The sequence below is a fragment of the Micromonospora echinospora genome (assembly GCF_900091495.1).
Classification (GTDB): Bacteria; Actinomycetota; Actinomycetes; order Mycobacteriales; family Micromonosporaceae; genus Micromonospora; species Micromonospora echinospora.
This window is the reverse complement of sequence record NZ_LT607413.1, coordinates 4,974,376-4,995,882: the sequence shown is the minus strand read 5'-3', so window position 1 is coordinate 4,995,882 and position 21,507 is coordinate 4,974,376. Positions and strand designations below refer to the sequence as shown.

Below are 21,507 nucleotides of genomic sequence, written 5' to 3'. Positions count from 1 at the left end.
CTCCTTCCCGGTGAGGCGGTGCGGAGGGTGGTCAGCGAGCCATGTAGCGGTACTGCTTCTCGACGTCGGACGCCGAGACGACGGTGTCGAGGAACATCAGGGCGTCCATGCGGCAGTCGCACGGGTTACGTTCGACGGTGTCCTGCGGGAAGCTCCCGCCGATCTTGATGCCTCGCGGGTCCGAGGCGCTGGTGACGTGCGGGCCGGGGCCGGACACGAGCCACGGGTCGTCGGTGCGGGTGTAGAAGCCGTCCACCGGCTGGCCGTTGCGGTAGAGCGCCAGCGCGCCGGTGTTGAAGTCGAAGGTGGCCGTGAGGTGGACCCACTCCCCCTTCGGCAGCAGCGTCCGCCAGTCCTCGCTCGCGGCGAAGGTCTGCGAGTTGCCCCCGTCGAGGCGCCGGCCGAGCGCGACCAGCCGCAGTTCGCCGTTGACGTCGATGAGTTCCAGCAGCGCCCGGACGCCGTGGCCGTCCGAGTCGCCGGTCAGCACACCGGCCAGCCCGATCGCGTTGAACCGGTCGGCCGGGTTGACGGTGGTGGAGTTGGGTGCCGGGGCGTCCATCTCCATCTTGAACCAGCCCATCACGGTGGTGCCCTGGGTGCCGGCGAAGGGGCGCAGGGTGCGTACGCCGCTGGCCGACCAGATGCCCGCCTTCCAGTCGTCGTTGCCGGCCTGGGCGGGGTTCACCTGCCGGGTCTGCAACGCGTTGCCGCTGCCCGGGTAGGCGTGCTCGGCCACGCGCATGTCCGCGCCGCCGTTGACGAGTTCGATCTCGGTGCCGGAGCGGCCCAGGTCCCGCTCGAGCGCCGCGTCGCCCTCGACCGGGTGGTCGAAGTCGTAGAAGGCGACCAGGCTCGATCGCAGGTGGGGATGGACGTCACGCGGGTTGCTCCGGTCCGCCAGGGCCGGTGGTGCCCCGGCGCCGGCCAGCACACCGGTCGCCAGTACGGTGGCCGTGGCGATGGCGAACCGTCTCGTTCTGATCATCGCGATACACCTCGTTTCAGCTCTGGGTGGGCACGTAACCGCTTTCGGAAGCGCTTACGTGCCCGCGTTCCACCTCTTCTGTGCCGCTGCCCCGTCGGAGTCTGTTACCGCTTCGACGGTGCCGTCGGCTCGGCGGGCCGTCCGCCGAGGTACAGCTCGCCGAGCTGCGGGTCGGCCAACAGCTGCGAAGCCGGCCCGGAGATGTGCACGTGCCCGAGGTCGAGCACGCAGCCGAGGTCGGCCGTCTCCAGCGCCCGCCGGGCGTTCTGCTCCACGAGCAGCACCGCCGTACCGGCGTCGCGCATCCGCACGACCTGATCGAACACGGTGGTCGTCGCCCTCGGGTCGAGACCCATGGACGGCTCGTCGAGGAGCACGACCTTGGGGTCGACCATGAGCGAGCGGGCGAACTCCACCTGCTTCTGCTGCCCGCCGGAAAGCAGTCCGGCCAGCGAGTTCCAGCGCTGCGCGACGACCGGGAAGACCTCCTTGACGAAGGCCGTGCGCTTGGCGATCAGCGCCTTGTCCTTCAGCGTGTAGCCGCCCAGCAGGACGTTCTCCGCCACGGTCATCTCGCGGAAGACGCTGTGCCCCTGGAGGACGTGCGCGACACCGGAGGCGAGCATCCGCTGCGGCCCCTGGCCGGTCACGTCCACGCCACCGACGAGGATCCTCCCGGAGCGGGGTTTGAGCAGCCCGCTGGCGACCTTCAGGACGGTGGACTTCCCGGCGCCGTTCGGCCCGACCAGGCAGACGATCTGGCCCGCGGGCACCGAGACGGTCAGGCCGCGCAGCACCGGCGCGGCGCGCCCGTAGCCGGCCTGGATGTCGACGAGTTCGATTTCAGACGCCAAGGTAGGCCCCCAGGACGCGTTCGTCGGAACGGATGAGCGACGGCGGGCCCTCGGCGATCGGGCGGCCCCGGTCGAACACCACGATGTGGTCGCTGACGCTCATCACGAGGTCCATGTTGTGCTCCACGACCACGAACGTCCGCCCCTCGGCGTTGAGTTCGCGGACCAGGGTGCCGATCCGGTCCAGCAGGGCCGGGTTGACGCCGCCGGCCGGCTCGTCGAGCAGGACGGTCTCCGGGTCGCTCATCAGCACCCCGGCGAGTTCCAGCAGCTTCTGCTGGCCCCAGGACATGTTGCGCGCCTCCACGTCGGCCAGGTGCTCGATGCCGAGCCGGGTGAGCCAGCTCCGGGCCCGGTCCACCTCCGCGCGGGCGCGGGCGCCGCGCAGCAGGCCGGTCAGGCCGGCCGGACGTACGGCCGCGAGGACGTTGTCCAACGCGGTCATCCGGGGGAAGACGCGGCACAGCTGGAACGTACGGCCGACGCCGGCGTGGACGATGCGGTGCGGGGCCGCGCCGGTGATGTCCCGTCCGCTGTAGGTGACCTGCCCGCCGTCCGGCCGGATCATCCCGGTGACGCAGTTGAAGAAGGTGGTCTTGCCCGACCCGTTGGGCCCGATCAGCGCGTTGACCTTGCCGTGCTGGAACTCGACGGTCGCGCCGTCGAGCGCCACCACGCCACCGAACGCCTTGGTGAGCCCGGCGGTGGCCAGACCCCGTACCTCGCTCATGTCCGCTCCTCTCGCGACTGGGACCGCGCACCGGCGGTGCCGCCGGCAGCGGCGTCCACCGGCTCCCGGGCGGCCGGCGCGCCGGCGGCTGCGGCGCGCTGCTCGCGCAACTCGGCAGCGGTGACCTCGCGGATCGAGTTCTGCGCCGGCCGCATCCGGCCGAGCAGGGAACCGACCGCCGGCAGCACGCCGTCGGGCATGAAGAGCACGACCAGCGCGAGCAGCAGGCCCGTCGCGACCAGGTGCAACTGCGTGTCGCCGAACTCCACCTTGAAGTACTCCAGCCCGATGCCGACCACCAGCGCGCCGATCAGCGGGCCGAACAGGTTCCGGACACCGCCGAGCAGCGCCATCAGCACCAAGTACGAGCCGGTGAGGATGGAGAACTGGAACACCGGGTCGAGGTCGCCGAACCAGAGCGCGTAGAGCCCGCCGCCCAGGGCGGTGAACGCCGCCGAGACCACGAACACCACCAGCTTGTACGCGAAGGTCGGGGTGCCCAGCGCCTCCGCCTTGTCCTCGTCCTCCCGGATGGCCTTCAGCCCGAGGCCGAACCGGGAGCGGTCGACGACCCACCAGGCCAGCAGGGCCAGCGCGAGCAGGCCGGTGAAGAGGTAGTAGAACACCCGGTGGTGCTCCGGGCGGAGCAGGTCCGGGAACGGGCGCGGCACGACCAGACCGCGTGACCCGCCGGTGAGCGACGCCCAGCTCTGGAAGACCAGCAGCAGGATCAGCACCAACGCGATCGAGACGATGACGAACGACGCGCCACGGACCCGCAGCGCGGCGAAGCCGATCGGTACGGCGAGGACGGCCACCAGCAGGGCCGCCACCGCGAGGGCCACGAAGCTCGGCAGGCCGGCCTTCGTGACCAGCAGGGCGGTCCCGTAGCCGCCGAGCCCGGCGAGGGCGCCGTGGCCGAGGGAGATGTACCCGGTGAACCCGCCGACGAAGTTCCACGACGTCGAGAGCACCGCGTAGTTGAGCACCACGACGCCGGCCGAGAGGACGTACGGGTTGGGCGCCAGGGACGGGAAGGCCAGCACCGCCACGGCGAGCAGCACGATCGCCGCCACCTGGAGGATCCGGCCGAGGCCGCGCCGCGTCGTCACCGCCCCGGCCGGCGGGACGGCCACCGTCGTCGGTTCAGAAGCGCTGGGCAAGTCGACCTCCGAAGAAACCTTGTGGCCGGAACGCCAGCGTCGCGAACAGGGCCAGGTAGAAGATGGTCTGCGCCCAGGTCGTGCCGAGCGGGATCTGCAACAGGCTCTGCAACATGCCGAGCACCATCGCCGCCATCGCAGCGCCGGGCACGCTGCCCAGTCCACCCACCACGATGATGGCCATCAGCGGGCCGATCCAGTGCCAGTGCAGCGACGGGTAGATGGTGGTGTCCAGGGCCAGGGCCGTGCCGCCGACGGCCGCGGTGGCGAGGCCGAGACCGAAGCCGTACCCGGCCACCCGCTCGGTCTCGATGCCCACCAGCCGCGCCGCGTCGCGGTGCTGGATGGTGGCCCGCAGGGCCCAGCCGAAGGTGGTCTTCTTCATCAGCAGGTAGAGCGTGAGCAGGGCGACGGCGGCGAGCCCGAACGCGATCAGCTTGACCACCGCGACCCGGGCGCCGAAGATCCCGAAGCTCGCCGAGCTGTAGTCGAGCTGGATCCGCCGCTGGGTGCCGGTGAACAGGTAGCCGAGCAGACCCTCGACCACGACCGCGATCGAGAACGTCAGCAGCACCGACATCATGGTCAGCGTGGCCGGACGCAGCCGGGCCAGGAGCAGCCGCTGCAACAGGACGCCGCAGGCGAAGAAGAGCGGCACGGTCGCGATCATCGACAGCAGCGGGTCGATGCCGAGCCGGGTATGGGACCACCAGGCGAGGTACGCGGCGAGGATGAGGAACGCCGAGTGGGCGATCATCACGACCCGCATGATGCCGAAGTAGAGGGTGAGTCCCGCTGCCAGGAGGGCGTAGAGCCCTCCCAGCAGCAGACCCAGGATGATGCTCTGGAAGAGCAGGGCACCGGAGGGCATGTCGTCTCCTACCAGGCCGGCTTCGGGTAGACGAGGTCGGTCTCCTTGGCGTCGGCCGGCAGCACGATCTGGATCTTGCCGCCCACCCACTGCTGGATCATGTGGGCGCCCTTGGGCTTGCCCGTCTCGTCCCAGGAGAGCGGACCGACCACCGTCTCCACGGTGTTGCCGCGAATCCAGTCGACCAGCTTCTTCTGGCAGTCGCCCTGCTCGGCGCAGCCCACCGCGGTGACCGCCGCCGCGACGACCTGTCCGGTCGTGTACGCGTTGGCCTCGTCCTCCTCCGGCGGCGAGCCGAACTGCGCGGTGTACTTCTCGACGAACTCCTTGTTGCTCGGGTACGGCGCGTCCTGCGTGTACCCGGTCGGCGAGATGATCCCCTCGGTCTTGTTGCCGATCGCCTTGGCGAACTCGGGGTTCGTCGGGGCGGTGGAGAAGGCCGCCAGCTTCGGCTGGTACCGCAGCTGCTGGAGGGCGACGATCAGGTTCACCCCGTCCTGGTACTGGGAGCCGCCCACCACCAGGTCGGCCCGGGACGACGCGATCTTCGCGGCGATGCTGCCGAAGTCGGTGGTGTTCGGCGGGTAGACCTCGTCGACGACGGTGCGGACGCCGCCCGCTTCGAGCTTCTCCTTCAGCCCGTACGCCGTGCCCTGCGCGAACGGGTCGTCCATGGCCGCGTACGCCGCGGTCTTCGGCCGCTGGTCGGGCGGCAGTGCCAGGATGTACTCGGCCAGGTGGTTGTAGTGGTCGTTCGCCACCGCCGGGGCGGCGTAGAACATGTTCTTGAAGCCCTGCTCGAAGACCTCCTTCGCCGCGCCCGCCGGCTCGACGAAGAGCATGCCGTACTCCTCGGCGACACGGGCCGCAGGCACCACGAGGCGGGTCGAGAACGGGCCCACCACGAGGTCCACGTTGTCCTTGCCGATGAGCTGCTCGTAGTCGGCGACCACGCGATCCGCGTTGGACTGGTCGTCGAGGATCTTCAGCTCGATCTTGCGGCCCAGAAGACCGCCCTTGTCATTGGTGATCTTGGCCCAGGCCTCGTAGCCGCGCTGGACGCCCTTGCCCGGTTCGGAGAAGTCCCCGGTCAGGGGCAGGGAGATCCCCACCACGATCGGATCGTCGGCACCGGAACCCCCGCCGCCGCCGTCACCGCAGGCCGTGAGCGCGAGGGTGAGACTCGCGCCGAGTGCTGTCATCCACTGGATTCGCTTCAATCGGGTTGTCATCCCGAGACGCTCCTTTGCCGGGACGGAAGCGCTTACGAAAGCGCTTCCGTAGACTAGGCTGTGGTCTACGCCACTGGCAATAGTCAGATGACATTGATGTTTCCGGGGAGTTGCCGATGCCCAGACCAGGTCCGAGACTGCGTCTGATCGACGTGGCGGAGCGCGCGGGCGTCTCCCTGGCGACCGCGTCCCGCGCCCTCGCCGGCCGGGAGGGGGTCAGCGAGGAGGTCGCGGGGCGCGTCCGGCAGGTCGCCCGGGATCTGGGGTACGTCGCCAACCCGTACGCCCGCACCCTCGCCGGCGGCGCGAGCTCGACCGTCGGGCTGGTCGTGCACCAGGTCGACGACCCCTACTTCTCGGAGATCGCCGGCGGGGTCATCCAGGTGGCCGCCGAGGAGGGGCTGCTGGTGCAGATCTGCCACTCCGGCCGGGACCCGGACGCGGAGCTACGGCAGCTGCGCCACCTCATCGCCCAGCGGGTCGGGACCATCCTGATCGCCGGATCAGGCTACGACGACGCCCAGGTCGAGGCCGAGGCCCGCGCCGAACTCGCCGAGTTCCAGCGCCAGGGCGGCCGGGTCGCCGTCATCGGCCGGCACGCCCTCGGCGTCGACGCGGTCCTGCCCGAGAACGAGGCCGGCGGTCGCGCCCTCACGGATCACCTGCTGAACCTCGGGCACCGCCACATCGCCGTCGCCGCCGGCACCGCCGGGCTCACCACCGTCGCCGACCGGCTCGCCGGCGTGGCGACCGCACTGCGCCAGCGTGGGCTCTCCCTCGACGACCTTCCGGTCGTGCACTCCGACTTCACCCGCGACGGCGGCCGGGTCGCCGCCGAACGGATCCTGCGCGAGCGCCCCCAGACCACCGCGATCATCGCGCTCAACGACGCGATGGCCATCGGCGTGCTGTCGACGCTGCGGGCACACCGCATCCCCGTGCCCGAGCGGATGTCGGTCGTCGGGTTCGACGACGTCCCCGTCGCCGCCGACCTCGCTCCCAGCCTCACCACCATCCGGCTGCCGATGACCGACATGGGGCGGATGGTGCTGTCGCTCGCGCTCAAGCCCCGGGCGACCCGCCCCCGCCGCCGGACGATCGGCCACCTCCTGGTGGTCCGCGACTCGACCGGACCCGTCCCCACGGTGCTGCCGGCGAGCCGCGCCGAGGCCGGCGAGCGGAGGGGAGTCGTCAGGCCCGTCAGCTGAGGCGCCGGCAGGCGCCGGTGACGGACCGTCCGGGCGCCGCGACGGCCCTGGACGGAGGACCGGCGCCCCGGTGACGCCCACCTGGGTACGACGACGGATCGCCGACGTGCCCGGTTCCTCGCGGTGTCCCGGGGTTCGGTCCGGTGCGGCGGTCAGCGCTCTCCGGCCGTGGTCAGCCGGTGCGGACGCGGCCCGGCCGCTCGGCGTCCGCAGCGGGGCTGTCGCCGCTCGTCGTGTCACTGCTGGCTTGGTGCTTCCCGGACCCGTCCAGCCCGTGCGAGGACGATCTCCACGTCGTCGCCGGCCGTGGCGTCGTCCCCGGTCACGTCCCGGCCGGACTGACCGCGGAACGACCGACTCAGCAGCGGAAGGACACTGAGCGCGCCCAGTCCGGCACCGACCGCGAGTGCGGCGCGGGCACCCAGGATCTCGGCCAGGAGGCCGACCGCCGCGATGGCGATCGGGTGAACCAGTCGCGTGGTGGCCGCCCAACTGCCGACGACCGAGCTGATCCGGTCCGCCGGGGTGACCGTCATCCGCGTGGACGCGAAGGTCGGGTTGAACAGCCCTGTGGTGAAGAGCAGGCCGAACTGCAACGCCAGGACCGCCGCAAGCGCCGCGGGCCCCGCCGGTACGACGGCGAGGGGAAGCAGCCAGACGACGCGGACCAGTCCGGTGCCGCGCAGGACCCGATCCCTTCCCCACCGCCGGATCCACCGGTACGACAGCGAGCCCGCGACCATCCCGCCGAGGCACGGGACGCCGAGGGTCAGCCCGTACTCCCACGCGGACAGCCCCAGGTCACGCACGATGAACAGCGCCAGGATCGGGTTCGTGGCCATGAGGGCGGACCCGAAGAGCACAGCGTTGACGTAGAGAGCACGAAGTGTCGGCACCCGCCAGATGGTGCGGAGACCTTCGCCGACCCGGAGGCCGGTCGACGCCCGTTCGGCAGCGGGACCCGGTTCGGACATCCCGGCCAGCAGGACGGCGGACACCAGGAACGACGCGCTGTTGCCGGCGAGGGTCAGGGACGGGCCGACGGCCGAGGTCACCACGCCGCCGACAGGCGGACCGATCAGCTGGGCCGCCCAGAACACCGACTCCTGCCGTCCGAGCGCCCAGTCCAGGCGATCGCGGCCGATGTGTTTGAGCATCGACGTGCTCGCGGCGGCAAAGAGGATCGCCACCGACATCTCGGTAGCGGCCACCGCCGCCAGGTGCCCCACCGTCACCGTCCCGGCCCAGGCGGCGAGGCTGAGGCTGAGCAGGGCGACGCCCGCCAGCAGGTCCAGCGAGATCATCACCGACCGCTTGTGCCAGGTGTCGATCCTCGGCGCGACCAGCAGGGCGGTGGCACCCGCCGCGAGGGTCGCCACGCCACTCAACAGCCCCAGTTCGCCGCCGCCGACACCGACCTCCGTGATGGCGATCCACAGGACGACGCCGCTGCCGAGCAGCGTGCCGACGGTGCTGACCGTGTAGGCGAGGAGCATCCGCCGCAGATCCGGTGAGGCGGCCGGCACCGCGCCCTGCTTCACGCAACACCCTCTCGTGCGGGTCGGAGAAGGCCCATGCGCCGACGTTACCGGTCCGGGACCGCCTGGACCGGAAGCCGGTGCCGGCATCAGGAGGTGGCTCCGCAGTCAGCGTCACGACGGTTTGGCGGAAAGCACCAACGGCACGGAGTCGACGTGCAGGTCATCGCGGACTGCAAGGAACGCCTCATCTGGGCCTCGCCCGCCCGGCCTAGCACCGTGCACGACCTGACCGCCGCACGCACCCACGGCCTATCGACGCTCTGGGCGGCGCGAACGTCGTGGCCTTCGCCGACAAGGCATACCAAGGCACCGGCGGCAGCATCCGAACGCCCGTCAAGCGCCGCCGTCACCGACCGCGACTGTCCCGCCGGTAGAAGACCGTCAACCGGCACCACGCCAAGATCCGCGCGGTCGGCGAACGTCCCGTCGGTCCCATGCTCTGATCGGAGGCGAGACGGCGGGCAGAGCCACATCGATATCATGATCCGATGACGGACTGGGAGCACCAGCCAGCTCCTGGGCCAACTCCATGGCTGATCGGAGGCGTGGCCGCATGTTTCAGCGCCGCACTCCTCTTCTTCATACCCGATTTGGCAGATCTCGCGATCCTGGCTACCAGCCTCGCCATCCTCGGCGCGGCCTTCCTCCTCACGGGCCTCGCCATCGCGCTGCAGAAATAGGGAACGCCAATCCCGAGCGAGTCATTCGAAACCGTGACATACACATCTATAAGTGCGAAGGTAGGCCAGTGAAGCCCCGCCACAGCCTCGGAACACCTCGGAAGTCACTGACGGTTGCGCGATGACGGACGACGCACCGATCAGTCACATCGTGCACCTGGTCAGATCCTTCGGAGACGACGCGACCGCACCGATGAAGATCCAGTTCGGAAGACGGCTGCGCCCTTCCGCTCTCGTCATTCTCTGGGCCCTGCTGGTCGCCGGCACGCTCAGCACAAGCCTTCTGCTCGTCTTCCTCTGGACAAGCGACTCGCCGGGGTGGTGGTTCAATCTGATCTTCACCATCCTGCCGGCCTTCTTTCTGACCGGGTGTGGAATCGCATTGACGGAATCACGCCGGCTCTCACGCCGTGAGGCCCAACTCGCCGAGCGCTGGCACGCGACACGGAACCACGCGCAACCATCGGCGGGACACGTCATCGACCGCACGGTGAGCCTTACGGAGCACGGAAGCGTGTCATCCTTCACCCTCACCGTCGCCATCAGAGAGGCATCGCGCATCCGCGCACGCTGGCACCGCACCAACCCGGAAAATGCAGACGCGACTCTTCTCCAGCCTCAGATACCCGCAATCGGCTCCAAAGTTCGCGTATGGTCCGTCGGAGCACCAAACGACGACGAACCCCTGATCGTGGAAGCACTCGATGCCAGCACGGTGATCCCATGAGCGTGCTCTATCGACTTCTTCCCACCAACCTCGCTGGGGAATTCTCCATCACCATGCGCGCTGAAGGCGAATCCGGGACCAGATACTTCGTCCACAGTGAGCGCTTCTCATCGTGAGTTTCGGCTGGTCTTGGACCTCATGCAGGGCGAGACCGGAAATCCTCTCCGGACCGCTATTCGACGGCCGCAAGTAGCCGGGACGAGTGCGTTGCCCATCGCTCTGTTCGCGTAAGGCAACCGACCACTTTCGACCGTCACCACCCGCCGTCCGGCCGGCTGCAATCCTGGCGAAAATGAAGTCCGTGCAGATCATGGCGATGCCGTCGACTCGACGTGTCGAGCGCTTGGAAATCGCCGCGCCCGGCCATGGCTGGACCGGCGGGCAAAGCGCAAAGCCGCGATCCATCAGCGCAGTCCAGGCCACTCCCCCGTCCGCAGCCCGGCAGTCGCCCGACGCGCACTCCGTGAGAGAAGCGACCGCGCACCTGACCGATCAGCGAAGCTACGACCGGTCGGGTGCTCGGCACTCCCCCGGCGACCGCGATGCACCTATTGACCTTCGCCGAACCGCCGGGCCAGCCTGTCTTAGCCGAACGGGTCGAGGTCGTGCAGATTCCCGAGTACGACGACGGCCACGACATCCAGGTGGCGGTCATCCACGACCGAGCAGTGCTGCTCGCCCTGCCGACAGTCGGGCAACTGTCCGATGACGACGCCGCCTGCTCGCCCTAGCTGGAAGCTTCGCCACCGGTCATGACAGAACGTACGACATCACTCCGACCGGGAGAGTCACCCCGAGGTCTGCCAAATCCTGCCAGTACGGCCCGTCGCCACCGGGCCTGCCCAACGACGGCGTCGATGACACCGTCCGTTACGTCAAGGCCGCCTGTCAGCGATTTTCGGATGCAAGCCATCGGCTAAGCGGCACCCATTATCAGCCTTTGTCGGATCGCCCTGCGTCGCGTCACTAATATCCGAGATGAGCTGTTTGATCACGTGGCCGGATTGCGCTGGCCCACCCGGCTTACCTTTCCCTTTTCGCACCTTGACACGCGGAGACGATCCGGCCACTCTCATGGGCATCCTGTTCGTGCAATTAGGAGTGAGAGGAGAACGTTCATGGCTACCTACAAGTTCATCGGCGGCGTCGAGGACGTCGTGTCCTACCGCGGCGGTGTCGAGGACATCGTCGCCGGCTGAAACAACACGGCCGGCCGCTGGTCGTCGGCGGAAAGCACGCCGAAGCCGACATCACCATGACCAGTTCGGATCCGATCGTACTCCCGGCAGTTCCGAGCGCCAGTCCATCTCGACGGGCTGGCGCTCGGCTCCCGGGAAGGGTTCTTCGGTAGAGCCACCCAGACGTACGCCTACTGCGGTCCGCTGCGTCGGTGACGTTGAGTGCCGCTGTCGGTATGGGCACCGCCACCCCGCCCTGCGGCAGCGCTGCGCCGACCATCACGATGGCCGCCGTCGGTGGTGTCGCGGCCAGCCGGCTCCTGGTGCTGCCGACGCCAGCGGCCCCCGGAGCTTCCTGCTCCAGGGGCCGCCAGTCGCCAGGGATCGTCAGTCGTTCGTGGTGTCCCAGCCGTAGTCGGGCAGCTCGAAGAAGTCGTCCCCCTCGACCTGGTCGACGGTGCCGTCGGCCAGGCCGTCGATCAGCGACTGAATGCCGGTCTGCACGCTCTGCACGAACATGCCCTGCTGCTTCTGGCCCAGGTCGTCCTGCTGGCCGCGCACCTCGAACAGCACCGTGCCGGTGCCGTTGAGGGCGAACGCCGAGCGGCCCTGGCCCGCGTACTCCCGCTCGTCCGGGTGGAGGTACCGGCCGATGGCCGCGAGCTTCGACTGGTTGCCGTACTTCTCGATCATGCCGTTGGCGACGGTGAGGGCGTAGCGGCGGGACTTGTCCTGGTCCAGCGCCGGCCACTTCGCCTTGTACGCGGCGCCGTCCTGCACACCCAGCGGCGGGTAGTCGAGCGAGACGGAGATCAGCTTGCCGTCCTGCTCACCGCCGGTGACCCGGCTGCACGGTCCCATGTGGTGCAGGTCGATGTACGCGTCGACGGCGCCCTTCTCGTCCCGCAGGTCGACGTAGACGTCCCGGACGGCCCGCGACTCGGGGGCGAGGAAGAAGCCGGCGTCGGTCTGGCGACCCGGCAGGTCGGCGGCGCTCGGCACGTAGTCGAGGTCCGGGTTGAAGTCCCGGTTCAGGTCGAAGCCGGGCAGGTTGATGCCGTCGCCGTTGGGCCGGTGGTACCAGGCGGTCGGGGCGTCGGCCAGCTGCGGGAACTCCGCGACCGTGTCGCCCCAGGACTGCACGTTGATCCGCCGGTTGAGCTCGCCGCCGTCGGGGTTGGTCATCGGCATGGCGACGAAGGTGACCTCGTTGAGGATCTGCCGCGTCTGCGCGTCACCGGCGCTGCCCAGGTGCTTGAGGATGTTGAGCAGCGCCTCGGTGCCGGTCCGCTCGTTACCGTGGATCGCGCTGGTGACCAGCAGCACCTTGTCACCGGTGCCGACCCGGGCGGCATACAGCTCCCGGCCCTCCGACGAGCGCCCGACCACCTCGACGTCCACCCGGCCGCCGCTGGTGCGCTCGATCTGCGCCAGCCGCTCGCCGACCTGCTCGTGGTTGCTCCAGCCCGACCAGGACGGGTCCTCGGCAACCTTGCAGCTGCCCTCCCCCGGACCCTCGGGAGCGGCGGCGGAGACGCCCGGAGCGGTCAGGATCGAGCCGGCGAGCGCAGCCGTGACGGCGGCGGCCATGGCCCTGCGGGAGCGGAGGATCGTTGACGTTGTGTGTGGCTGCACGTTACTCCTCTCGTGGATCCGCCGACCGCGAGCTGGGCGCAGAAGAGCGCCGGTGACGCCCGGGAAGCGGACCACCTTTTGCTTAAGGGGATCTTGACCTGCGCAAACGGAGGGAGGCAATAGAGAGCCGGAAATTTTTCGAGTCAGATGCAGGGTGGGTCGACGCGACAAACCTGTTACGCAGCGTGGCTGGAGCGGGTGCCCACCCCTCGGCCGGACGACTCTCGCCGGGTGTCCTGTTTGTCGCTCCGAATCGGACGGTGCTCGTCTCCGCGCCGTCACCCGGACCCGGAAAGTGATCACCCGTACGGTGGACGCCGGGCCCTGGGCGGGGCGACGGCGCCCACTCGGAGTGGGACGCGGCTCAGCTCAGCCAGTCGATCAGCTTTCCGCCATGCTGCCAGATGGTAAGGACGGAGAACACCCCGAACAGCGCCACCGCCCACACCAGGGCCGCCACCCGGTAGCCACGCGGGCGGATCTGCTCCGGCAGCACCTTACGGTTGACCACCAGCAGCAGGATGGCGTAGATGAACATCATCAGCCCGCCGACGCAGGCCGAGATGACCAGCAGCAGCAGCGGCTGGGCGAAGCCAGCGAGCAGGATCGCGCAGCCCAGCCCGACCAGGCCCCAGACCAGGAAGAAGTAGATCCGGCTCTCCGAGGCCCGGCGCAGGTACGAGGTGGCGAGCACGTCGGCGGCGAGCCGGCTGGTGTAGTCCACGATGCCCATCGCGGCGGCGAACAGCGAGAACGCCCCGATCAGCCAGAACAGGATGCCGAACCAGCCGCCAACCAGTTCCTGGAGCCGTTGCCCCTCCACCGCCAGGAAGTCCACGCTGTTGGCCAGCCCCGGCTCTCCGTACACGGTGGAGTAGGCCAGCATCGACATCAACGTGATGGTGACGAAGGAGATCAGCACGAAGGTGACCAGTTGCTCCCGGTTGGCCAGCCGCCACCACCGGCGCCACCGGCGCAGGTTTTCCTCGGTCGGTTCGAACACGAAACCTGCCACGTCCGGCGCCGCCTCCTTGCGGCCGGTGACCGGGCTGACCAGGCGGGGGACGTACGCGCCCATGCCGAAGCCCTTTTCCCTGATCCAGTTGCTCTGCACCAGGTTCTGGCCACCGCCGGCCCCGGCGAAGACCAGCGCGGAGAGCATCAACGCGAACCCCAGCTCGACCGGGAAGTCCGGCGCGGTGACCGTACGGGGCAACTCGCCCCAGGCGTCGGCGGAGATGGCGAAGAACACCGCCACCACCACGAAGAACACGACCAGGCCGACCTTCAGGAACTCCACCCGCTCGAGCGCGGTGTAGACCACCGGGGCCAGGGTCAGGGTCAGCCCGATGGCGAGCAGCATGCCGACGGCGATCCAGGTGACGTTCCCGCCACCGAAGAGGTACGTGACCATGGTGGCCGAACTCGACGCCCAGCCGGGCCAGAGGTTGGCGAAGTACGTCATGACCGCGAAGACCAGGCCCCAGTGCCGCCAGAACCGGGAGAACCCGGTCAGCGCGGTCTCCCCGGTCGCCAGCGTGTACCGCTCGATCTCCATGTTCAGGAACCACTGGGTGACCAGCCCGACGGCGGCGGCCCAGAGGAACACCAACCCCACCTGCGAGGCGATGTACGGGTAGAGGATGAACTCACCCGACGCGAGGCCGACCCCGGCGGCGATCACCCCCGGGCCGATGACCTTCCAGGTCGACCGGGGCGGTGGGGGCAGGTCCCGGACGGTGGGTCCGGGCACGTGTCGGGTCGGGAAGCGGTCGGCGGCGGTCTGCGTCATCGGAGCCTCCAGGGTGGTGGGGGCCCGGTACCCACGCCGCCGCCGCACCGAAACCCGCCGAGCCGGACGGCGCGCGGCCCATGGAGCCCGTAGCCGACCGGCGGCTTCCCCCGGGATGGATCCGAGGCGCGGGAGACCTGCGGTGTCTGGTTCCCCTGACCTGCGGCAAGGTAACCGGAGCAGACCGGACCTACGCGGAGATTGCAATCACCATTGCCGATATCTGAACAGATCGCCGAAGTCGGTCCTACACCATCGGGGGCCGTCGGCGCTACGGCGCACCGTGCAGGTCCACTGTCGACTTTGTGGAGGCTCAAGATCCGGTCCGGTTTGTAGGGTGAGCCGCGCTGACCGTCCACCCCAGAGAGAGCCGCCATGCGTCTGCTCGCCGTACCCGTCCGAATCGACGCACTGTGGCTCCCGGCCCAGCGGACCGTCGCCGGCCCGGTCGCCGACTTCACCCGACTGCCGTACCGTGACCCGGTCACCGGGCGGGACGTCCACCCCGACCAGCCCTTCCTCAGCGATGGGATCCTCCCCGCCCCCTTCGAGGAGGAGCTCACCCTCCAGGCCGGCATCCACCTGCACTGGGCCCTGCCGGACGCACTGACCCGCCTGGTCCACCGCCCGCAGGAGGGCGTCCTCGGCCGGGGGCGGGAGGCGGCGGCGCAGCCACCCCGGGTGCCCGACCGGTGGCTGGTCACCCGCACCGACCCTGACGGCCGGCAGGCCCGGTGGGTGGTGGAGAGCGACGCCCTCACCGACGATTCGTCCGCCTCGGTGGCCTACCCCCTCTCCCCCGCCGACCCCCCGGGCCCCTCGGGTCGGCCCTGGCGCCGGCTCGGGCGGGTCCTGCCCCTGGGGGCCTGGCCGGGGCCGGAGACCGACCGGGTGGCCCGGCTGACCGCCCTCGGGTACGGGGAGCCCACCTTCGCCGCCTTCTACCCCAACTCGGCCAGCATCTTCGGGTTCTTCGACCCCCAGTCGGGCACCCGGCGACCGGCCGGTACCCGGTACGACCTGCTCGGCTGGTACTCCTCCCCCGCCCTGGACGAGCTGACCGCCACCCTGGCCCGGCCGGGCACCGGCACCTGGGCCCAGCGGGTGGCCGACGAGCTGGGTTGGGCGGCGGGGCCCGAGGGGGCGCCCCCGGAGCGGATGGTCTGCTTCGGCCGGCTGACCCTCGCCCCGGAGGGGGAGCTGTCCCTGTTCGAGACCCGGACCACCGAGACCGGGGTCTACCTCGCCGACAGCGCCACCGAGGCCCTCGCCGCCCATCTGGGGGCGGAGCTGCCCGGGGTGAGCGCCGACGAGATGGAGCAACTCCTGGAGGCGATCGACTTCGCCGACCGCCTGGAGACCGCCACCCTGGACCTGCCGGAGCGGCTCGCCGAGGCCCGGCACACCGCCGCCTTCACCCCGGTCGCCGCCGGAACCCGCTGGACGGTCCGGCCCCAGGACGCCGTCCCCGGCACCGACCCGGCGGCCCTGGTCGCCGCCGCCAACACCGCCAACACCGCCGGCCCCGCCAGCACCGCCGGCTCCGCCCGCCCCGCTCCGGTGGGGGCCGCCCCCGCCCGGGAGCTGGCCGACCTGCCGCCCGAGCTGGGTGACCTGCTGGTCGCCCTGAACGCGACCCAGGCCGCCCACGACGGGGCCCAGGCCCATGCCACCGGGCTGCGGCAGCGTCTCTTCGCCGACTGGCACCGGTACCTGACCTGCGCCTACCCGCCCCCGGAGAACCGGACGGACTACCCCGACCCGGACCTGGCGGCCGCCTACCTGCAACGGGAGATGGCGGCCCTGGACGCCCTGCTCGCCGAGACCGGGGAGTTCCCCCCGACCGGGCGGGGCGACACCCTGGCCCACCGGCTGGCGGCGACCCGGGAGGCGGTGGAGGCGGTGGTGGCCCGGGTCAACGCGCAGCTGCCGGCGGGGGCCGGCTACCGGCTCCAGCAACTCCCCGACGACTCGTACCAGGTGCCCAACGAGCCGGTGGTGCTGCTCACCGGCGCCGAGGCCACCGGGTCGGACCGGTACGGAAGCGACGACGAGCACCCCGAGGGCCTGCTGCCCTGTCTGATGGTGGAGGCCCCCGGGGCAGCCGGGGCGCTGACCGAAGCCGAGGGGGTCGCCGCCGCCGGTGACCTGCTGGACACGGTCCTCGCCGGGCTGACCGAACCCCACCCGGCGCTGCGCCGCTGGACCGGCCAGCCCTGGCACCCCCTGCTGCTGCACTGGGAGGTGGAGTTCCTGCCGGCCGCCCCCGGGACCAACCTCGACCCCACCGACCGGAACTACGACCCCGAGGTGGTCAGCCTCAACTACCGGCTCCCGCCCGGGGAGGTCGAGCTGGCGGCCCGCCCCGGGCACCGGCTCACCGAACGGGCGGCGGTCACCTACAGCGGCAGCACCGTGCTCTCCACCGCCACCCGCCCGCTGCTCTCGGCCCGGATCCTGCGGTACCTCACGGGCGGCCCCCTGGCCCGGTACAACGAGGAACGCACGGCCGCCGGGCTGGGGCCCCTCACCCCGGAGCAGATGACCGGGGACCCCGGGGCCCTGCTCGCCTGGTGTGCCGGTCAGTCCGCCGACCCCCGGCTCGGCACCCTCGCCGCCGCCTACGCCCACCTGGCCGAGCACGAGGGGAGCAACCTGGCCCAGAGCCTGGGCGGGTTCAACGACGCCCTGCTGATGCGCCGGCTGACCCGCCAGCTCCCCGTCCTCGACCCTCTCGGTTTCCCCTCCGGGCAGCTCCTCGCCGAGCAGGTGCGGGACCGGGTCGGGGAGCAGAACCGGCAGGCCCCGGTGCCCCTGGCCGACTTCAACCCGCTGCGGGCCGGCTGCCTGCGGCTGCTGCGGCTGCGGGTGGTGGACTCCTTCGGGGTCGGGCACGATCTCTCGGTGGACCAGCCCGCCGCCACCACCCGGCTGCGGGTACCGGACCGGCCGGGCTGGATCGCCCTGCCGCCCCGGGCAGCCCAGCCGGCCCGACTGCGGCTGCGGCTGCTCGACGCCGAACACCCGGGCCGGCCGGTCAGCGGCCTGGTGGAGTCCTCCCCGGTCTGCGGGTGGCTCCTGCCCGACCTGCTCGACGACGGGCTTCGGGTGCACGCCGGCGGCGGGGAGTGGCTGGGCAGCCTCCTTCCCGACCCGGACCCGGACCGCCCGGCGCTGGCCCGTTGGCTGGCCGCCCCCACCGGAGGCGTTCCCGCCGTGGAGCAGATCACCAACCCCGGGCTCCGGGCCGTCGTCGACCGGCTGCGGGGGTACGGGGCCGACCGGCTCGGGGAGCTGCTCGGCTCCCTGCTCGACGCCCTGGATGCGGTGGACGAGGAGGGGGAGGGCGGCCACCAGGTCCGGTCCCGGCTCACCGGCCGACCGATCGCGGTGCTGCGCCTGACCCTCGGGCTGGACCTGCTCGGCCCGCCCGCGATCCACCAGGACTGGAACGTGTTCCGGCAGGACCTGGGGCGTACCGGCCGGGAGACCAACGGCTTCCCGCTGGTGCGGTTCCCGGTCCGGCTGGGGGCGTACGGGCGGCTCACCGACGGGGTGCTGGGCTACTGGCGGCACGAACCCGACGGCAGCCTCGGCACCGAGTACCACGACGTGCCCACCATGGCCGCCGCCGGCACCGATCCCCCGGTACGGCTCGCGTTCGGTCTGCCCGAGGAGACCCTGACGGTGCTCCTGGAGCCGGCCGGGGGCCTGCACGCCACCACCGGCATCCTGCCCACCGTCTCGGTACGGCTGGACCCCGCCCACCACCACGACGCCCTGGCCCGCCTGGAGACCGGTTTCCTCGCCGCCCCGGTGCTGACCGACGCGGCCGGGGTCGGGCTGGTGCTGCCCGCCACCGAGCCGGGTCGCCGGTGGACCTGGCGGGAGCGGGCGGGTGCCGTCTGGACCGAGACCGAGGATCCTCCCGCCCCGAACCCGGGGTTCCCCACCGACCTGACCCTGCGGGAGGGCTGGCTCGCGCTGCCCACCCCGACCGCCCCCACCCGATGAGCCACCACCCCGGTCACGTGACCGGACCAAGGATGCGAGCGATGCCCCCGATCACCCTCTCCCTCACCCTCGACCAGACGAACACGATCCTGGAGGCCCTGGGTCAGATGCCCTACGTCCGTGTGTACGAACTGATCGAGGCCATCGGCCAGCAGGCCGGGGCCCAGCTCCACCCGGAGGGGACCCCGGCCGGCGCCCGACCGGCCGGCCCCGGCACCGCCGCCGCCACCGCCCCCGTCGTCCCGGGCTCCCCGGCATGAGCGCCGCCCTGCTGCTGCACTGGCAGCTCGACGACCTGGCCCCCGGCCCCCTGGTCACCGGCTCCCCCGCCGCCCCGGCCACCGGGGTGATCGAGGGTGCCCCGCAGGTCCGCGCCGACGACCGGTTCGGCAGTTGCCTCACCCTGGCCGGGGGCTCCGACGCGGTGGTCAGCACCTCGGGCGTGACCCGGCCGATCACCAGCATGGCCTGGGTGCGGGTGCCTCCGATGCCGTCGAACTCGATGGCCGTCGTCTTCGGCCAGTGGGGCCACTTCGTGCTCTGGCTGCACGACGACGGTCGGATCGGATACCAGGGCTCCACGGTCAACGGGCCCTTCCGGCAGGAGACCGCCCCGGGGACCTTCACTTTCGACCGGTGGCACCACCTGGCGGTGACCAGCCAGGACAGCACCGCCCGGATCCTGCTGGACGGGGTGGTGGTGGCCGAGGACGCGATGCCGGGACCCACCCAGCCGAGCGGGGAGAGGTTCACCCTGGGCCGCGACCCCAACGCCGTCAGCTCCCACCTCCCCCTCGCCGCGGCCCACCTGCGGGTGTACGACGCTCCCCGGTCGGTGGCCGAGATCCAGCGGGACATGGCCGGCGACGAGGCCCTGCTCGCCACCTTCGTCCGTACCCACCCGCTCTCCTTCGAGCTGGTCAACGTCGACGACCAGCCGGTGCTCTACATCGACGACGCCTCGGCGGGGCAGACCCTCACCCTGCGGGTCACCAACTCCTCCCGCCAGGACCTGGCCCTCTGGTCGACGCCCGGACCCGCCGGTCCCGAGAACCACCACCTCGCGGTGACCTTCCGCCCGGGGGTGCTGGCCACCGACTCCCGGCCGGCCCTGGAGGTGCCGGGGTGGGAGCTGTCCCTGACCGGGTCCACCGGCTGGCTGCGCGGACCGGAGGAGCTGACCCTGCCGGCCGGGCACTCCCTCGACCTGCCCCTGACCGGGCTGCGGGCCGACGGGGTGGGGGGCACCCGGGGCAGCCGGGTGGAGCTGGGCTACCGGCGCATGGGGTACAGCGGGGAGCCCACCGAACTGACCGGGGCCCGGCACCAGGTGCTGGAGATCGTCAACCACCGGGGTCGGCCCGACGTCCCTCTGCACCTGGGGTTCGTCGGCGGGGACCGGGTGCTCAGCGACGGACGGACCCCCTGTGACCTGCGGGTCCGGGTGGCCAACGTCTCCCGGGAGATTCCCGTGCCGCTGACCGGGGCGGACGGGACCGCCCCCACCGAGCTGGTCCTCTCCTTCGAGGTGCAGGGCGACCGGGAGACCCGGGACTGGGCCCTGACCACCGCCGGTACCGCCGGCACGGTCACCCTCCGGGTCGGGGGGTCGGTTCCCGAGGTCTGGCAGGTCCACCGGGAGATGCTGGCGGACCGGGCCCAGTGGACGCTGATCCCCCAGCAGGACACGACCCTGCCCCCCGGGGGATGCCTGGAGCTGACCCTGGAGGAGGTGCAGGGGCTGCCGGACCCCGGCCACGCCCCGGTGGTGCTGGCCTACCGCAACCTCCCCGGTTTCCAGGACGGTCAGCTCAGCGCCGCGGTGGAGCGGGCACCCCTGGTCTTCTCCGCCCGCAACGCCGGGCTGGGCACCGCCACCCCGCAGGCCCGGCTGCACATCGTGGACGACAACGGCGACGCCAACGGGGGCAGCGTCATCGTCGGCCCCACCCACCAGCCGAACCTGCGGCTGGGCTACGACACCGGGTACTCCTGGATCCAGTCCCACGGCTCCGCCCCGCTGGCAATCAACCCGGTGGGCAACATGGTCGGCATCGGCACCACCGCGCCCCAGTCCCCGCTCACCGTGCAGGCGGTCTCCGAGCACCTGCAGCTGCGGCGGGAGGCCCAGAGCGGGGGTGGCGTGGTGTTCCTGGAGCTGTTCCAGGACCAGACCCCGGCGGGGGTGGACGTCTTTCCCAGCATCCGATTCCACCACTCCCACAGGTTCTGGCACCGCATCGAGGGCCGCCCCGAGGGCTTCGTGTTCAAGGAGGGCAACTCCGACGAGCTGACCGACGTGACGACCGGTGCCCTGACCGCCAGCGCCGTGACGACCGGGGCTCTGGTGGCCGGCGCCGTGACGACCCCCCGGCTCCGGGCCGAGGAGGTAAGCGGTACCCGGATCGCCGCCGGCCAGTCGACGCTCACCGCCGGCTCCGACCACCTCCAGCTCCGCCGGGAGGCCCAGAGTGGGGGCGGGGTCCTGTTCCTGGAGCTGTACCAGGCCGAGACCCCGGACGGGGTGGACGTCCACCCCAGCATCCGCTTCCACCACTCCCACAAGTTCTGGCACCGCATCGAGGGCCGCCCCGAGGGCTTCGCCTTCAAGCAGGGCGCCTCCGACGAGCTCAGCGACGTCCGGGCCGCCCGGGGGACCTTCCAGTCCCTGACCGTGGACGGGGTCACCGTCGGCGCCCACGAGCTGCGGGCCCTGCTGCGGCTGGCCGCCGGGGAGCTGGAGTTCGACCTCTACAACGTGCTGCAGGGCGAGTTCGCCTACGCCGCCGACTTCAGTCCCTTCGACAACGACCGCCGGCACGTCTTCACCTGGCGGCGCAAGGGCGAACGGGTCAGCCAGGGCCGCTGGCGGATCGCCTTCCCGAGCTGAGGAG

At 71.2% G+C, this 21,507-nt stretch carries 16 protein-coding genes and 1 pseudogene; 8 read left to right on the top strand and 9 right to left on the bottom strand.

Annotation, left to right across the window (positions count from 1 at the left end):
• Positions 1-31: 31 nt before the first annotated feature.
• The 6 genes from GA0070618_RS22440 to GA0070618_RS22415 all read right to left on the bottom strand — a co-directional run bounded on the left by GA0070618_RS22440 (position 32) and on the right by GA0070618_RS22415 (position 5,808).
• Positions 32-988 (bottom strand): LamG-like jellyroll fold domain-containing protein, encoded by a 957-nt coding sequence (locus tag GA0070618_RS22440; RefSeq protein ID WP_088983386.1) that lies wholly within the window; start codon positions 986-988, stop codon positions 32-34.
• A gap of 104 nt (positions 989-1,092) precedes the next feature.
• A complete protein-coding gene (locus tag GA0070618_RS22435; RefSeq protein ID WP_088983385.1) occupies positions 1,093-1,842 on the bottom strand; it encodes an ABC transporter ATP-binding protein in 750 nt (249 codons plus the stop codon).
• On the bottom strand, positions 1,832-2,572 hold the full coding sequence (locus GA0070618_RS22430) for an ABC transporter ATP-binding protein (RefSeq protein ID WP_088983384.1): 741 nt from the start codon (positions 2,570-2,572) through the stop codon (positions 1,832-1,834). Before GA0070618_RS22430 ends, GA0070618_RS22435 begins: the two co-directional genes overlap by 11 nt.
• Positions 2,569-3,735, bottom strand: coding sequence for a branched-chain amino acid ABC transporter permease (locus tag GA0070618_RS22425; protein WP_231931406.1), 1,167 nt, complete (start codon positions 3,733-3,735; stop codon positions 2,569-2,571). Before GA0070618_RS22425 ends, GA0070618_RS22430 begins: the two co-directional genes overlap by 4 nt.
• The gene (locus GA0070618_RS22420; protein WP_088983383.1) at positions 3,719-4,606 is read right to left on the bottom strand and encodes a branched-chain amino acid ABC transporter permease; all 888 of its coding nucleotides are present in this window, start codon (positions 4,604-4,606) and stop codon (positions 3,719-3,721) included. Before GA0070618_RS22420 ends, GA0070618_RS22425 begins: the two co-directional genes overlap by 17 nt.
• A gap of 8 nt (positions 4,607-4,614) precedes the next feature.
• On the bottom strand, positions 4,615-5,808 hold the full coding sequence (locus tag GA0070618_RS22415; protein WP_088983382.1) for an amino acid ABC transporter substrate-binding protein: 1,194 nt from the start codon (positions 5,806-5,808) through the stop codon (positions 4,615-4,617).
• Positions 5,809-5,954: 146 nt separating this feature from the next.
• On the opposite strand from GA0070618_RS22415, the gene GA0070618_RS22410 reads away from it, so the two are divergent.
• Entirely contained in the window at positions 5,955-7,046 is a 1,092-nt protein-coding gene (locus GA0070618_RS22410) for a LacI family DNA-binding transcriptional regulator (protein WP_088983381.1), read from the top strand.
• 236 nt (positions 7,047-7,282) lie between these two features.
• Here GA0070618_RS22410 and GA0070618_RS22405 read toward each other — a convergent pair whose 3' ends face one another.
• Positions 7,283-8,587, bottom strand: coding sequence for an MFS transporter (locus GA0070618_RS22405; RefSeq protein ID WP_157748984.1), 1,305 nt, complete (start codon positions 8,585-8,587; stop codon positions 7,283-7,285).
• Between the two features lie 120 nt (positions 8,588-8,707).
• Between GA0070618_RS22405 and GA0070618_RS34835 the strand changes: the two are divergent.
• The 4 genes and pseudogenes from GA0070618_RS34835 to GA0070618_RS22395 all read left to right on the top strand — a co-directional run.
• Positions 8,708-9,024: pseudogene (locus GA0070618_RS34835) on the top strand (transposase family protein); the annotation flags it as partial.
• Between the two features lie 51 nt (positions 9,025-9,075).
• Positions 9,076-9,267, top strand: a complete 192-nt coding sequence (locus GA0070618_RS33615) for a hypothetical protein (protein ID WP_143740412.1) — start codon at positions 9,076-9,078, stop codon at positions 9,265-9,267.
• A 121-nt stretch (positions 9,268-9,388) separates the two neighbouring features.
• On the top strand, positions 9,389-9,994 hold the full coding sequence (locus GA0070618_RS22400) for a hypothetical protein (protein ID WP_088983379.1): 606 nt from the start codon (positions 9,389-9,391) through the stop codon (positions 9,992-9,994).
• A gap of 515 nt (positions 9,995-10,509) precedes the next feature.
• Positions 10,510-10,725 carry a hypothetical protein gene (locus GA0070618_RS22395; RefSeq protein WP_088983378.1) on the top strand — a complete coding sequence of 72 codons (216 nt, stop codon included), beginning with the start codon at positions 10,510-10,512 and terminating at the stop codon, positions 10,723-10,725.
• A gap of 834 nt (positions 10,726-11,559) precedes the next feature.
• On the opposite strand, the gene GA0070618_RS22390 is transcribed toward GA0070618_RS22395, so the two are convergent.
• On the bottom strand, positions 11,560-12,762 hold the full coding sequence (locus GA0070618_RS22390; protein ID WP_088983377.1) for a M14 family zinc carboxypeptidase: 1,203 nt from the start codon (positions 12,760-12,762) through the stop codon (positions 11,560-11,562).
• A gap of 409 nt (positions 12,763-13,171) precedes the next feature.
• On the bottom strand, positions 13,172-14,599 hold the full coding sequence (locus GA0070618_RS22385; RefSeq protein WP_088985739.1) for an Nramp family divalent metal transporter: 1,428 nt from the start codon (positions 14,597-14,599) through the stop codon (positions 13,172-13,174).
• A 375-nt stretch (positions 14,600-14,974) separates the two neighbouring features.
• On the opposite strand from GA0070618_RS22385, the gene GA0070618_RS22380 reads away from it, so the two are divergent.
• From GA0070618_RS22380 to GA0070618_RS22370, 3 genes are read left to right on the top strand one after another with little or no spacing between them, the layout of a single operon-like run.
• Positions 14,975-18,613 (top strand): hypothetical protein, encoded by a 3,639-nt coding sequence (locus tag GA0070618_RS22380; protein ID WP_157748983.1) that lies wholly within the window; start codon positions 14,975-14,977, stop codon positions 18,611-18,613.
• Between the two features lie 41 nt (positions 18,614-18,654).
• Positions 18,655-18,873, top strand: a complete 219-nt coding sequence (locus GA0070618_RS22375) for a hypothetical protein (protein WP_088983375.1) — start codon at positions 18,655-18,657, stop codon at positions 18,871-18,873.
• Complete coding sequence (locus tag GA0070618_RS22370; protein WP_088983374.1) at positions 18,870-21,503, top strand: LamG domain-containing protein; 2,634 nt, start codon at positions 18,870-18,872, stop codon at positions 21,501-21,503. Before GA0070618_RS22375 ends, GA0070618_RS22370 begins: the two co-directional genes overlap by 4 nt.
• Positions 21,504-21,507 lie beyond the last annotated feature (4 nt).